Below are 12,956 nucleotides of genomic sequence, written 5' to 3'. Positions count from 1 at the left end.
CAGTTACCGCCAATGGGCAATGCTAACATGAGAAGTTGCTTGTTTTTAGCCAATATAGGTCTTAGTTACCAGTTCGACATTTGTTTCCAGTTTCCTTTTTCCGCAACAAAAACTTAGTATTTTTTGGCAAAAAAAAAGGCAGCCGCGCCTTTAGCGCAGCTGCCTTTCAAATCAACCGATTAATTTCAATAATGAGGCCAGACGATATTTTTCAAATACAACCTCGGCTTCAGCCGGTATACTCCATACGCATTCTTCCAGACTGCATGCAACCGGCACTTCAATGTTAATCCGCGCCAGCGTCCGGGACAAATGCAGCATATCCAGATCCGCTTCAATCTTTGCTTTAATGCTCTTGGACAAAGAGTCCAGATTGCTCAAAATGCCGTCGATCGATTCAAACTCCTGAAGCAGCTTCAGCGCCGTTTTCTCGCCAATTCCTTTGACACCCGGGTAGTTATCGCTTGTATCGCCGGTCAGGCCCTTCATCTCGATAACCTGGAATGGATGGATACCTTTGTCTTCTTTGAGAAAACCTGGATCATAGACCGCGTAATTGCCTCTGCCTTTTTTCATGATGACAACATGTATGCGCTCGTCAACCAATTGGAGCATATCCTGGTCGCCAGTCAGGATATACACATGCGCCATCTCGCTAAGCTGCTTCGATACCGTGCCGATACAGTCGTCCGCTTCGTAACCCTCGATTCCGATATTCGGAATGCCAAGTGCGGCTACGATATCTTTCACGAGCGAAAACTGCGGGATTAAGTCGTCCGGAGCTTCAGGCCGGTTCGCTTTGTAATTCGAGTACATCTCGGTGCGGAACGTTTTGCTTCCCATATCCCAGCAGCATGCCACGTGGGTGGGCTGAAACTGGTTCACCGCGTCAAACAGATATTGCATGAAACCGTAGATCGCATTGGTAGGCGTACCGTCTGCGAGACGTCTAGCACTGTATTGCTGGGCGAAATAGGCGCGGAAAAGCAGCGCCATTCCGTCTACGACAAGAATTTTATTTTCGTTCATTCGAAAGGCCATCCTCTACACCGTAATATGATTCTATTGTACAGCAGTTTTGGCGTTCCTTGTAATGCAAAAGCTGGCATTGTGGATGGAGAAGTCGCTTGGTGGTTACTGCGCAGGTGAATTCTGTGGGGATGGGGTCGCTGGGGTCGCTGCGTAAGGGAATGTTCTTTCGATCGCTGTTGTGTCCGGATTCCTTGAACAATCGGACTAGGGTCCGAATCCGGACACAAAGGCGAACGCTGCGCTTCTCAAGAACATTCCCCTACTCCGCTTCCCGCTCCTCCCCCCGGAACCTTCACTCGCGAAGTTCCCTCGCCCGCCTCTCTCTTCATGCCGCTGATTTTGCATTAAGATGAATCCAAAACCGTGTACGGGCCGCGGCCCGTTAACCATCACTCATTTCTCGACTGATGACAAACTAATTCATATCCATTACTCGTATTCCGAGTGATGAAAACGGCCCCTATAAAATTGCTTGGACGAAGCGAAGCGAATCAATACTCTGGAGAAGCGCAGCATTCGCCTTTGTCCTCCGAATTTCATCCGCTAAAGCGGATTCCAAATGAAGAAATTCGAGGACAACAGGATCGGAAGAGTATTGATTTGCGTAGTGAGCGCTTCTAGCAACGAATAAATTCCCCGATCCGCCGTGCAGCCTCACGCAGCCTTGCTTCGTCTTCGACCAAAGCAATCCGCACAAACCCTTCGCCCTCGCTGCCGAACGCTTCGCCCGGTATCACAACGACGCCCGTCTGATCCAGCAGGCTCCGCGCGAACTCACGGGAGGTCCATGTGGTGCCGTTGCTGCGCTCCGGCAGTTTTGCCCACACAAACATGGTCGCTTTCGGCTTCTCTACAGCCCAGCCTTCGACGGCCAAAGCCGCGATAAACGAATCCCGCCGCTGTTCATATAATACGCCGGCTTTAGGCGGCGCAGAAGCAGACATTGCTTCCTGCAGCGCCGCGACGCCCGCTTCCTGAACAGCGCCAAACACGCCGTAATCGATGTTTTCTTTCAGCTCGCGCAGCGCTCCAACCGCTTCGCGGTTCCCGGCAAGGAAGCCGATGCGGCAGCCCGCCATATTAAAGCTTTTGGACAAGGAATGGAATTCTACCGCCCCGTCCAATGCACCCGGAACTGCCAATACACTTGGGGGCTCATGTCCATCGAACGCCATTTCGGAGTATGCCGCATCGTGAACGACCAGTACGCCGTGCGACTTGGCTTTAGCGAGCAATCGTTCGAAGAAGGCAAGATCCGTAGTGGCGGATACAGGATTACCCGGATAGTTCAGCAAAATAAATTTTGCGCGTTCCCATACTTCTTTCGGTACCGAGTCGAGATCCGGAAGAAAATGATTCTCTTCCTTCAGCGGAAGCAAATACGGCTCCACTCCCGCCAATGCTAACGCCGCGGTATAAATCGGATAACCGGGATTAGGCACGATAACCATATCGCCCGGATTGCAGAGCGACATTGCCAAATGGGACAAGCCGTCCTGCGAGCCCATTAGGGAAACCAGCTCGCGATCCGGATCCAGCTTCACACCGAACCGGTGCTCCATCCAGGCAGCTGCCTGCCGGCGGAAGCTTGTACTGCCATGCGTACCCGGATATGAATAAATATCCGTGCGCAGCGCCGCTTCGCTTAATGCCTTTCTTACAGCCTCCGTCGGAGGCTTATCGGGACTGCCGATGCCAAGGTTAATAATGTCCCGGCCTTTGCCGGCTGCTTCCGCTTTCCACTCCGCGACCTCGGCAAAAATCGACGAGCCCAGCTGCGACAACCGTTCAGAACGCCATGATTTCCTCATCCCGTCACCCGTTCCATACTTGCTCGTATTGTTCTTCCTTGTACCCAACCGTTACTTTATTGCCGTCTGTTACAATCGGACGTTTGATCAGCATGCCGTGGGAGGCCAACAGCTCAAGCTGCTCCTGTTCGCTCATGCTGCCGAGCTTGTCCTTCAGCCCAAGCGCCTTGTACACTTCGCCTGAAGTGTTAAAAAATTTCTTCAGTTCCAATCCGCTGTTCTGCAGCAGCACTTTCAGTTCGTCGGGAGTTGGCGTCTCATCCACGATATGCTTCAGCTCCAGCTCATTGCCCTTCGCCTGCAATGACTTGACGGCCTGTCGGCATGTACCGCATTTCGGATATTGATAAATCGTCAGCTTGCTCATCTGTGCAAATCCTCCTATTTCGTTCAAAGCACCGCCCATGCCGGTCTCCAACCGGCTATAACACGGTTTTTTCCTCTTATTCCGTTGCAGTCCGCCGTGAGCTTGTTCAAGCTTGCCCTCAGCACTCTCTTAACGCCAGCTCCAGCTGCACAAGATCAGGCGGCAGCGCCGCCGTCCATTCGATCCATTCCTTTGTCATCGGATGCGTCAACCCAAGCGTCTCCGCATGAAGCGCCTGACGTCCGGCTATCGTCTCCCACTCGTCGACCTTTCCCGCCCGCAATCCGTACATGCCGTCGCCGATCAGCGGGCAGCCGATATGCTTCATATGGACGCGGATCTGATGGGTTCGCCCGGTCTCCAGCTTTAATCGGACTCTGGATGCTAGACCCTCGCCAAACACGGCCGCCGTCTTGTAATGCGTGATAGACGGATACCCTTCAGGCGTTACGATTCGGACATGCGGATCCTCGGGGTCCCGGTCAATTGGCGCATCAACCGTTCCGTCCGCCGGGGATGGCAAGCCATAGACGAAGGCGCAATAGATCTTCACAATCGTTCCGGCCTGCAGCTGTTCCGATAGCTGCTGGTGAATGTACGGATTTTTGGCGATGACGACCAGTCCCGACGTATCCTCATCAAGCCGGTGAACCGGACGGAACCGTACGCGTTCGCCCTTAACTTGCCAATGATGCACAATCCCATTCGCTAGCGTATTGGTGTAATGCCCCTTCGTGGGATGAACGATGATACCCGCGGGTTTGTTCACGACAAGCAGATAATCGTCTTCGAATACAATGGATAAAGGCAGATCCTGCGGCAAAATATCCTCCGAAATCTCTTCCTCCATCCGGATGGCAACCCAATCTCCTTCGGTGACCTTCGCCGTGGTGTACGCCCTTGCTCCATTAACGGTGATGCCGTATTCGGTCAGCTTTAGCCGGGACAGAAGCGAGCGCGATACGCCCAGCTTCCGTTCCAGCACCGTCCTGACGTCTTTTCCTGCCAGATCAGCGCCGACCTCAACGGCCAGCGCTTTGTAATACCCTGCTATATCTTGCATTGTCATTTCGATTTCTTGCGGAACACTTCCGCACTCCGTACATATTCGGTGTCTGGCACGCCAAGCTTTGCGTTGGCCGCTCTCGCTGCCGCAAAGAAAAAGTCCGACAGCCTATTCAAATATTTCTGCACTTCCGGATTAGCCGGATTGGCAGGATGCTCCGCGGCAAGCGTAACGACGCGGCGCTCCGCCCGTCGGCACACGGTCCGGCATACATGCAGCAAAGCCGACACGGAGCTTCCTCCCGGCAAAATAAACCTTGTTATCTCAGGCGCCTCTTCGGTATATTGATCGATCATTGCCTCAAGCCTAACCGCCGCCTCTTCCGTTACTTTAAGCGGAGCTCCGGGACTTGCATAGGCCAGATCCGAACCGCAGTCAAACAGCTCCTGCATAATATCCACGAGGAGCGCGGCCATATCCTCCAGTTCCTCATGCTTCGCAGCCTCGGCTGCGGCCTGACCGACAAAGGAATTCAGCTCATCGATCGTGCCGTAAGCCTCAACGCGGATATCGTCTTTCCGTACTCGTCCGCCAATAAGCGAGGTCTGGCCCTTGTCTCCCGTACGCGTATAAATTTTCACAAAATCAGCCCTTCCTTAAGGGAATTGTTCCCTTCACTATACCACAAAAAAACAGGCAAGGGCGCGCCCTGCCTGTTTATCTTCTACTCCTGTTAGCCCTGCTTCAGCTTATGAACAAATTGTCCGATCCGGTCAAGCGCTTCCGTAAGCTGGGCTACCGATGTCGCATAGGAGCAGCGCAGATGCCCTTCGCCTCCCAGGCCGAATACGTCGCCAGGAACGGCAGCGACATTCCCTTCCTCCAGCAGCCGCTGCGCGAAATGCTCGGAGGTTAGACCCGTTGACGTAATGGAAGGGAAAGCGTAAAACGCTCCTTCCGGCTCGTGGCACTCCAGTCCGATTTGCCGGAAGCCCTTCACAACAAGACGTCTGCGCTGGTTGTAGGATTCCATCATCCGGTCCTTCTCTTCCAGGCCATGAGGAGTCAACGCCTCAAGCGCCGCGTATTGGGCCATAATCGGCGCGCACATAACGGTGTATTGATGAATCTTCAGCATCGCGCCAATCAGATCCTGATGGCCGCATGCGTAACCCATCCGCCAGCCGGTCATGGCAAACGCTTTGGAGAAGCCGCTCACAAGCAGCGTCCGGTCCTTCATGCCCGGGATAGCGGCGAAGCTCACGTGCTTGGAGCCGTAAGTAAGCTCCGCGTAGATTTCGTCGGAAATAACGATCAGATCGTTCTCTTCAACCACCTTGGCGATTGGCAGCCAGTCCTCGTAAGTCATAATGCCGCCGGTCGGATTGCTAGGATAACATAGAATAAGAACCTTGGACTTTGGCGTAATCGCCGCTCGCAGCGACTCTGCCTTCAGCTTGAAATTATCCTTCGCAAAGGTCTCGATGCCAACGGCTTTCCCGCCGCTGAGCGTCGTAATCGGCGAGTAGGAAATATAGCATGGCTCCGGTATAAGAATCTCATCGCCGGGGCTGATCAAAGCCCGCAGGGCAAGGTCGATCGCCTCGCTGCCGCCGACCGTTACCAGAACCTCGTTAGCCGGATTATAGGAAACGGCAAAGGAATCGTTCAAATATTGACCGATCGCCTCGCGCAGCTCCGGCATGCCCGCATTGGATGTATATTGCGTCTTGCCTTTCTCGAGCGCGTACACAGCCGCGTCGCGCACATGCCAAGGCGTTACGAAATCCGGTTCGCCTACGCCAAGCGTAATTACGTCCTTACGGGTACTGACCAAATCAAAAAAGCGCCGGATGCCTGACGGTTTGATGCTCCGAGCAAGCGGCGACAAATAATCAGCCATCGATTGGCGATGATTCGATGTTACCTCGTCTTTAATCATAGCCATCACCCTCTTATGGCGAAATCATCAATCGATGGTCACCCTCATGCTCCTCGAAGATAATTCCGTCCTGTTTGTATTTTTTCAGAATAAAGTTCGTTTTTGTCGACAGCACTTTGTCGATAGGCGATAATTTATTTGAAACGAAAGAGGCAACCTCTTTCAGATTTTTACCTTCAATCTCGACAAGCAAGTCGTATGCCCCGGACATCAGGTAGACCGATTTCACTTCCGGATATAAGTAGATGCGCTCGGCGATGCCTTCGAAGCCGCGTCCGCGCTCAGGCGTGATTTGAACCTCGATCAATGCCGTAACCTTCTCGTCATCGACCTTGCTCCAATTCACAACCGTCGCATATTTAACGATGATATGTTCCTCTTCCATGTAGGCGATTGCCTGCTTTACGCTCTCCACCGGCTCATTCAGCATGGCGGCGATCAGGTCGGCGTCGCGTCGCGCGTCTTCCTTGAGCAGCTCCAGCACTTTCAGCTGTAGTTCGTTCATCGTCAAACTCCTTCCAAAACTGCGGTTATTAAAATATTTTACAACGAATTATAGGTTCCTGCAAAGAAAAAAAACGAAAGACCCCGAAGGGTCTTTACATAAAATAAGGCTGATGCGGCTGGTGCTGCTGCTGTTGGAATTGACCGAATTGCTGGAACGACGGTTGCGCGCCGCCTAGTCGTTGCTGTAAATATTGCGTCGTTTTTTGCTGCGTTTGCTGATATTCTTTCACTTGTTTATCAATTTCTTGACGAAGAGCAGGCGATGCCGTGTTATACATATTGGCCGATTGCATCGTTTGGAACAGGTTTCCCTGCAATTTAAGCGTGCTGTTCATCAGCTGCGTAAACATTTGGCGAACCTCAGGGCAACTCGATTCCGTAGCAGCCGTCGAATACTCACGAACGACACGCTTCAGATCGGACAATACCGTATAAGCTAAATCCTCATCGGGCAAATGATGCTGTTGATACATGTTTTTTCTCCTCCCGGGTTTTTAGTTCTGCTGCGGTTGCGTTGGAGCCAGGTGCTGATGCTGCTGAAGGGCTTGCATCAAGGTTTGATAATGCTGTTGATGCGTTTGTAATTCAGTCATTCCGGCTTGTCTTAACTGCGGGTTCATCGCGAGAGAGGCCAGCAGAGCATTTTGCTTCATCAACAAATCTTCATTGGACAATGAATCCGCGATATATTCAAGTTCCTTCGCGGTTAAAGCTTGCATCATATGGTTTCGTCTCCTTCATGCCAGGTTTGGGATAGCATACATATTATGGGCGCATAACCCATGGATTATGTATGCAGCTCAAGCTCGGATTTGGTGCGCAGCTCGGATTGCTTCGTAATCTTGCATTTTACCTCGATGGCCAGATCCTTCGGGCCTGGCTTCCAATTCTCTTTCACCAGCCGTTTCCATGCGCGATTGTGGTGCCGGTACAGCTGATGCTCCAAATCATAGATATCGGCATTTAATGCTAATCCCCTCAAATAGGTATCCTCCAGCTGGCTTTGTACCGCCTGCTCCACCCGCGTCTTAAGCTCCTCGTCCGTAAAGTCGCTTGACGCTTCAATTAAATGTCCGGAGACATTAACCTTAAGCGTAAATTCGGGGTCCTTGTCCGCCCAATTAACCTTAATATTCGATTTGGCGGCATCAATCACTACGGAACCTCGCTTACCGTCTACATTAACGGGAATAAGCGACCGCTTGAACGCTTCGCTTGTCCATATGAGCCCCTTCGTTCTCTCACGGGATAGATAGCCTGCCGGTTTCTTCTTGTTAAATAAAAACACTCCGTCAATCGTTAAAAATTTGAGCTTCTTTTTATTATTCTCCCAGTCATCCGGCAGGGTGGAAAGGGCGGGCAGTTTCACCGCCATGGCAGGCTCCAGAGCTCCGCGAATCAATGTCTGCAGCGTCATGGGCTCGATATAGCTGTTCTGGTTATTCTCGATATGCGGCGCGTAAAGCGGCGTCGTAAGCGGCGTTTTGTTGAACAGCATATCCATCGTAAACAATTCGTTAATGTCCGTCTTGGTCCCAAATACAAATGAGTTAAACCGGGTTGAGCTCAAGCGGTTAAGGCTGTCGATAATCTGCTTGATTTCATTGAAAGCACGCTCGTGAATGACGACCGTCTTCAAGTGATTTAATGAAAGCTTATATTGAGAGGAATCCATCAGGTTAAAGATGGCGGCAAGATTGGTATTCCCCTCGTGCTTCCCTATCCAAATCGGGCTCCCAGGCGGCGGAGCAGTGTCCTGCTTCGCGATTACGCCAAACGATATCATTTGAGCGTATACAATAAAATGATTGTCCACGTAATCTACGCCAATAGCCGAAATGTAGCTGACATCCTGCAGATTGACCTCATCCCAACAGCCCCCGGTTACCAGCATAACACTTAGCGCCAACACCGCTTTCATCGTTTTCAAAAACCTTCGGAGATTCGAATGAACCTTCATGGTTTATCACCTTTAGCTCTGGACTTCCATGACTTCTGCAGCAATCCCGATATGAGTTCCCTCCATTTAATCGGAGCAATAGGCTGCATGTAGTTCTGGTTAAACGTCTCCAGGGAGCACATGTAGATCAGAATAATAAACACGCTCACGAAAAAGCCGAATATGCCGAATATCGAAGAGAGAATTAACACGAAATACCGTAAAATGCTCACCGTCCCGCCTAAGGTCTGGTTCACCAGAGTGAAGGTAGAAACTGCCGTAACCGCCGCCGCCACCAGCATCGTTGGCGAGGTCAGGCCCGCCCGGATTGCGGCGTCGCCAATAATAAGTCCGCCTACAACGGATACCGTCTGGCCGACGGGGCGAGGCAGCCTGACACCCGCCTCCCGGAACAGTTCGAACATCGTCATCATGAGGAACATTTCCATGGTGGTGGATATCGGAAGTCCGATTCGGGAGTTGGTTACTGTTGCAAGCAGCGTAAACGGAATTTGATCGGTGTTGTATGCCGACAAGGCGACCCAAAAGCCTGGCAGGCAGATGGCAAGAATAAACCCGCCAATCCGGAGCAGCCGTTCAAGGGATACGTAATAAAAGGGCAGATGAGCATCCTCCGGCGATTTGATCAGAAGCGTCAAATTGCCCGGAATAATGATGACAGAGGGATTGCCATCCACAAAAAGGCATACTCTTCCCTGCATCAACGCTTGAACCACGTAGTCAGGACGGCCGATGTAATCCACTAACGGGAACAGGCTCTTAGGCCTGTCCGACACGAGCTCTTCCAGCTCGGAAGAGCTGTACAAGGCTTCGATATCAATCGCTTGCAGCCTGTTTCTGGCTTCATTGACCAAAGAAGGCTCCGCTTTGCTCTTCATGTACATGATCGAGATTTCCGTCTGCGACTCTGTCCCGATCTTCATATATTCAACGTGCAAATCCGGTGTCCGGAGCCTTCTGCGGACAAGCGCGATATTCGTGGAAATCCCCTCCACAAATCCGTCCCGAGGACCTTTAACCGAAAGCTCCATCGTCGATTCCTCAGGCTGGCGTCCCGGAATGCTTGCAACGTCAAAGGAATATACCGATCGCGTGGCTTCGTCGACGGCTATAACACTGCCGGAATAGAGGCTTGAGTAGAAGTAAGAGACTTCCCTTTCATTGTCCAGTGACAAACGTGCGCCAAACGAGTAGCCTTCTTTGTACGGATGGTTCTTCTCCATAACGACGGGCTCGCGCCCATTCTCAGCCCGCTCCGTCTGCCCGAATTCCTCATTCAGCGTCTCGGCCAGCTTGTCCAGCTGCGGCATTAAAGCGATAAACACCGTCTGCATGTCCACCATGCCGCCGCACATCATAATGCGGAATTCCCGCTTAAGCTCTTTGCCCGCATCAATCGTCTGGATGACAATATCGCCCGAGCCGTCGAGCTCCTCGTAAATCCTGTCCAGACGGTCGAGGCCGCGATTATGCGTTTCCGATTCACGGCTCATTACGGTAACCTCCTTGTGCTTTCGGCTGTTCCGATTTCTTTGGTTTCATAAACGAGAGAATCCATAGCAGCAGAAGAACGGTGCCAAACAGGACCCATGCTGATTGGAAGTACGCATGCATCAGGATCATATACCATTTCATGTGCATCAGAACGAAAAGGCTTGCGGCCGCCAAAATCAGAACGGTGATCAGCATGCTGATCCATTTCCGTTTTATTTTTCTGAAAGGCCCGTAGAGCTGGATCAAATAGAGCGACAGCGATATTCGAATAAGAGCGCCCGAAAGCCATTGAAAGACCGCGAAGAAATCGACATGCTCGAAATACTTGCCGATCTTCACTAGACGCCATTGCGAATAAGCGGGGTAACGCATCAAACTCGCCTCGTTAGGTCCAAACAGGGTAATAGCCCCCACGGTTGGTCCCAGGGTCAAGAGCATTATCATGAGCGTCAGCAGCAACAAATGCCATTTCTTAAAGCTCCTCTTCATTTCATGCTGGATAAGCAGCAGAAAAGACAGCTCCATAAAAGCGCTGATGGAAAAGACCGCCCCTTTGAGTATCGGGTACATTCCCATTTCGAACATTGGAAGCAAAAACCGGTAGTCCTTGGCAGGCATGTTAGCCGTCATCACAAAGTCTCCCAGCACAACAACGATAGGAAGCAAAATACAGGATACGTACGCAATCGTGCGCAGCCCGTTCATGGCCGCAAACATGCAGATAAAACAGAACACAAACAGGACCACAAATTGGGGGGTCAACGGCAGATAGGTATTGGACGTCCAGGACACTACGTCTACCAATGATCCGAAAGCAACGAACAGCAAGGCCAAGTTAATAATTGCGAGAATCAGCCATACAAAAAAAGTCGGGATACGCTGCTTGAGCCATTCGTCAAAACGCACTCTGTTCATCTTGAACATCACGCGCTGCAAAGGAAAGGCTGCAATGGGAAGCGCGATAATAAGCGCAACCGGAATGCTCAGCCAGGCATCCCTTTTCGCTTCGGCAAGCAGCAGGGGAACTACGATGACGTGATTGACAAGACCAACGCTAAGCAGCGTCATCATTACAATTGGCCATAAACCGATAGGCTTTGCGTTAGGGTGCACAGACATTCACCACCTTCGCTTCCAGCTTTCCCCTTAAGAAGAAAACTGATGCATTTCCCGTATCCGCACAAAAAAGCCCCTTGATATGCTGGACGCAACCAAAAGGCCTTTCCTGTTTATGGAAGGTGAATCGTTTTGACGTGATCAAAATGGATAAACACCGATGATCCGCTTGCGTCCGCAAGCTCAAGCAGGCTCAAATCAACATTTTTGAGGACACCTGTTTTTCTGGGGTTCTCTCCCAGATCGAGAACGACGAATTGTCCGATATGTTTGCGCAGCTGCTGATCAAAGGTCCGGGCAAGGGTTAATGGCGTTGGCTTGAGCGGAAATTGTTCGGAAGACAAGGAGTAAGGGGTAACATTGGCATTGTAGGGTACCAGATATTTCAGATGCCGCATGGAGATCATGACGGAATGGTAGATCGGAGAGTAAAAAACAAAGAAATCGTTCATTACCGCCGTTACATAGCCATGTACCGATTGATTGCCGGTGATATAGATTTCCGAAAACATGCCTTTGGAATTCAATAATATTTTGCGGAAAGAGATGGAGTCATTATACGATTCGAAAGGAAGCTCCGGCGTACTGCTGTAGCTCTGATCTTCATCGTATACAACTCTCATTTGCTGCAAATGGATAAGCGGAACATAGTAAAACTGGGTCCCGTTATAAAGCACGAGAATATCGGGGCCAAAATCAATCAGCTTGCCGCGGATGCCCGCTCTTCCGGAAATGACAAGCTCAACCTGTGAATCGAGGAAAGGGTGCTGGTTCTTCAACTGCTCGACCTCCTTTTCAAAAGCTTCATCTATTAAGGATGCCGGACACTAAAGTACATGCCCGGCATCTCATCTATCGATTAGCCTTTTTTCGAGCGGTTGCTGCCACCGGATTTTTTCGATTTGTTGCCTGTCGATTGTCCTTGAGCTTGAGCGCCGGCACGGTTGCCCGTTTTGTTACCGCCGGATTTGCCGCCTTGAGCTCCGGATTTGTTGTTTTTGTTGCCGCCGGATTTGTTGCCGCCTTGGTTGCCGCCGGATTTATTGCCGCCTTGGTTGCCGCCTTGGTTGCCGCCTTGGTTGCCGCCTTTGTTACCCGATTTGTTGCCGCCGGATTTACCGCCGAGTTTTTTGATGGTTTTGATGTGGTCAACCAGGATATAAACGACTTGGTTATTCGCTACAACAAGTGCCGTGTTTCCTTGGACTTCAGCGAGGAAGCCTTCTACCTTTTCCGGGCCGCCCCAGTTGATTTGCACGAATTCTTTCGTCAAAGCGTTAATGATCCCTCTGAAGCTGTTGGCGTTGATATAATCGTTGGAAGTTCCGCCGCTTTTGCCTTTAGCAAATCCCGTTACGCTTTTTACATGGTCTAGGTCAACGTATACGACCCCTTCTCTTGTCGAAAGAACCAGGTAATCGTTTTTTACTGCGAGCAGTTTGCCCTCCATAGATTCCGGACCGCCACGATTAATTCTTACAAATTCGCCTACCAGGTTTCTAAGTTGGGTGTTGCCCGTGTTTGTACCGCCATTGCTGCTGTTGCTTCTGTGGCTTCTGTGGCTTCTGTTGCTTCTGTGGCTGTTGTGGTGGTTACCGTTGCTAGTGTTGCCTTGCTGCCAATTGCATCCGTACATGTAATAAATCCCTCCGATGACTCTCGCTTAATAGATTTACAACCGTGCCATCCAATTGACCTTCTACCACTAATAGGCTGAACTT

At 51.1% G+C, this 12,956-nt stretch carries 14 protein-coding genes; all 14 read right to left on the bottom strand.

What is annotated here, in order from left to right; translation table 11 throughout:
- Positions 1-171: 171 nt before the first annotated feature.
- On the bottom strand, positions 172-1,029 hold the full coding sequence (locus EV294_RS01290; protein WP_132303224.1) for a 5'-3' exonuclease: 858 nt from the start codon (positions 1,027-1,029) through the stop codon (positions 172-174).
- Positions 1,030-1,649: 620 nt separating this feature from the next.
- Positions 1,650-2,843, bottom strand: a complete 1,194-nt coding sequence (locus EV294_RS01285; protein WP_132303223.1) for an aminotransferase class I/II-fold pyridoxal phosphate-dependent enzyme — start codon at positions 2,841-2,843, stop codon at positions 1,650-1,652.
- Positions 2,844-2,847: 4 nt separating this feature from the next.
- Entirely contained in the window at positions 2,848-3,210 is a 363-nt protein-coding gene (locus EV294_RS01280) for an arsenate reductase family protein (protein ID WP_132303222.1), read from the bottom strand.
- 118 nt (positions 3,211-3,328) lie between these two features.
- The gene (locus EV294_RS01275) at positions 3,329-4,279 is read right to left on the bottom strand and encodes an RluA family pseudouridine synthase (protein ID WP_132303221.1); all 951 of its coding nucleotides are present in this window, start codon (positions 4,277-4,279) and stop codon (positions 3,329-3,331) included.
- The gene (locus EV294_RS01270; RefSeq protein ID WP_132303220.1) at positions 4,276-4,857 is read right to left on the bottom strand and encodes a cob(I)yrinic acid a,c-diamide adenosyltransferase; all 582 of its coding nucleotides are present in this window, start codon (positions 4,855-4,857) and stop codon (positions 4,276-4,278) included. The genes EV294_RS01275 and EV294_RS01270 overlap by 4 nt, the downstream gene beginning before the upstream one ends.
- A 92-nt stretch (positions 4,858-4,949) precedes the next feature.
- Positions 4,950-6,158, bottom strand: a complete 1,209-nt coding sequence (locus EV294_RS01265) for an aminotransferase class I/II-fold pyridoxal phosphate-dependent enzyme (RefSeq protein WP_132303219.1) — start codon at positions 6,156-6,158, stop codon at positions 4,950-4,952.
- Between the two features lie 13 nt (positions 6,159-6,171).
- A complete protein-coding gene (locus EV294_RS01260; RefSeq protein ID WP_015843024.1) occupies positions 6,172-6,663 on the bottom strand; it encodes an Lrp/AsnC family transcriptional regulator in 492 nt (163 codons plus the stop codon).
- A 94-nt stretch (positions 6,664-6,757) separates the two neighbouring features.
- The gene (locus tag EV294_RS01255) at positions 6,758-7,138 is read right to left on the bottom strand and encodes a spore coat protein (protein ID WP_132303218.1); all 381 of its coding nucleotides are present in this window, start codon (positions 7,136-7,138) and stop codon (positions 6,758-6,760) included.
- A gap of 21 nt (positions 7,139-7,159) precedes the next feature.
- A complete protein-coding gene (locus EV294_RS01250) occupies positions 7,160-7,387 on the bottom strand; it encodes a hypothetical protein (protein WP_207918077.1) in 228 nt (75 codons plus the stop codon).
- 65 nt (positions 7,388-7,452) lie between these two features.
- Positions 7,453-8,586, bottom strand: coding sequence for a Ger(x)C family spore germination protein (locus tag EV294_RS01245; protein ID WP_165930546.1), 1,134 nt, complete (start codon positions 8,584-8,586; stop codon positions 7,453-7,455).
- A 35-nt stretch (positions 8,587-8,621) separates the two neighbouring features.
- On the bottom strand, positions 8,622-10,118 hold the full coding sequence (locus EV294_RS01240; RefSeq protein WP_132303216.1) for a spore germination protein: 1,497 nt from the start codon (positions 10,116-10,118) through the stop codon (positions 8,622-8,624).
- A complete protein-coding gene (locus EV294_RS01235; protein ID WP_165930545.1) occupies positions 10,108-11,232 on the bottom strand; it encodes a GerAB/ArcD/ProY family transporter in 1,125 nt (374 codons plus the stop codon). The genes EV294_RS01240 and EV294_RS01235 overlap by 11 nt, the downstream gene beginning before the upstream one ends.
- A gap of 116 nt (positions 11,233-11,348) precedes the next feature.
- Positions 11,349-12,014 carry an adaptor complexes medium subunit family protein gene (locus EV294_RS01230; RefSeq protein WP_132303214.1) on the bottom strand — a complete coding sequence of 222 codons (666 nt, stop codon included), beginning with the start codon at positions 12,012-12,014 and terminating at the stop codon, positions 11,349-11,351.
- A gap of 80 nt (positions 12,015-12,094) precedes the next feature.
- Positions 12,095-12,685, bottom strand: a complete 591-nt coding sequence (locus EV294_RS01225; RefSeq protein WP_132303213.1) for a hypothetical protein — start codon at positions 12,683-12,685, stop codon at positions 12,095-12,097.
- Positions 12,686-12,956 lie beyond the last annotated feature (271 nt).

This window comes from Paenibacillus sp. BK033 (assembly GCF_004345425.1).
Classification (GTDB): domain Bacteria; phylum Bacillota; class Bacilli; order Paenibacillales; family Paenibacillaceae; genus Pristimantibacillus.
Note: the sequence above shows the minus strand (reverse complement) of the source record. Positions and strands in the feature narration are given on the sequence as shown.

Coding starts and splice junctions, on each gene's coding strand:
- EV294_RS01290 (WP_132303224.1), bottom strand. CDS start 1,029: ATGAACGAAAATAAAATTCTTGTCGTAGACGGAATGGCGCTGCTTTTC.
- EV294_RS01285 (WP_132303223.1), bottom strand. CDS start 2,843: ATGAGGAAATCATGGCGTTCTGAACGGTTGTCGCAGCTGGGCTCGTCG.
- EV294_RS01280 (WP_132303222.1), bottom strand. CDS start 3,210: ATGAGCAAGCTGACGATTTATCAATATCCGAAATGCGGTACATGCCGA.
- EV294_RS01275 (WP_132303221.1), bottom strand. CDS start 4,279: ATGACAATGCAAGATATAGCAGGGTATTACAAAGCGCTGGCCGTTGAG.
- EV294_RS01265 (WP_132303219.1), bottom strand. CDS start 6,158: ATGATTAAAGACGAGGTAACATCGAATCATCGCCAATCGATGGCTGAT.
- EV294_RS01260 (WP_015843024.1), bottom strand. CDS start 6,663: ATGAACGAACTACAGCTGAAAGTGCTGGAGCTGCTCAAGGAAGACGCG.
- EV294_RS01255 (WP_132303218.1), bottom strand. CDS start 7,138: ATGTATCAACAGCATCATTTGCCCGATGAGGATTTAGCTTATACGGTA.
- EV294_RS01250 (WP_207918077.1), bottom strand. CDS start 7,387: ATGATGCAAGCTTTAACCGCGAAGGAACTTGAATATATCGCGGATTCA.
- EV294_RS01245 (WP_165930546.1), bottom strand. CDS start 8,586: ATGAAAGCGGTGTTGGCGCTAAGTGTTATGCTGGTAACCGGGGGCTGT.
- EV294_RS01240 (WP_132303216.1), bottom strand. CDS start 10,118: ATGAGCCGTGAATCGGAAACGCATAATCGCGGCCTCGACCGTCTGGAC.
- EV294_RS01225 (WP_132303213.1), bottom strand. CDS start 12,685: ATGGAGGGCAAACTGCTCGCAGTAAAAAACGATTACCTGGTTCTTTCG.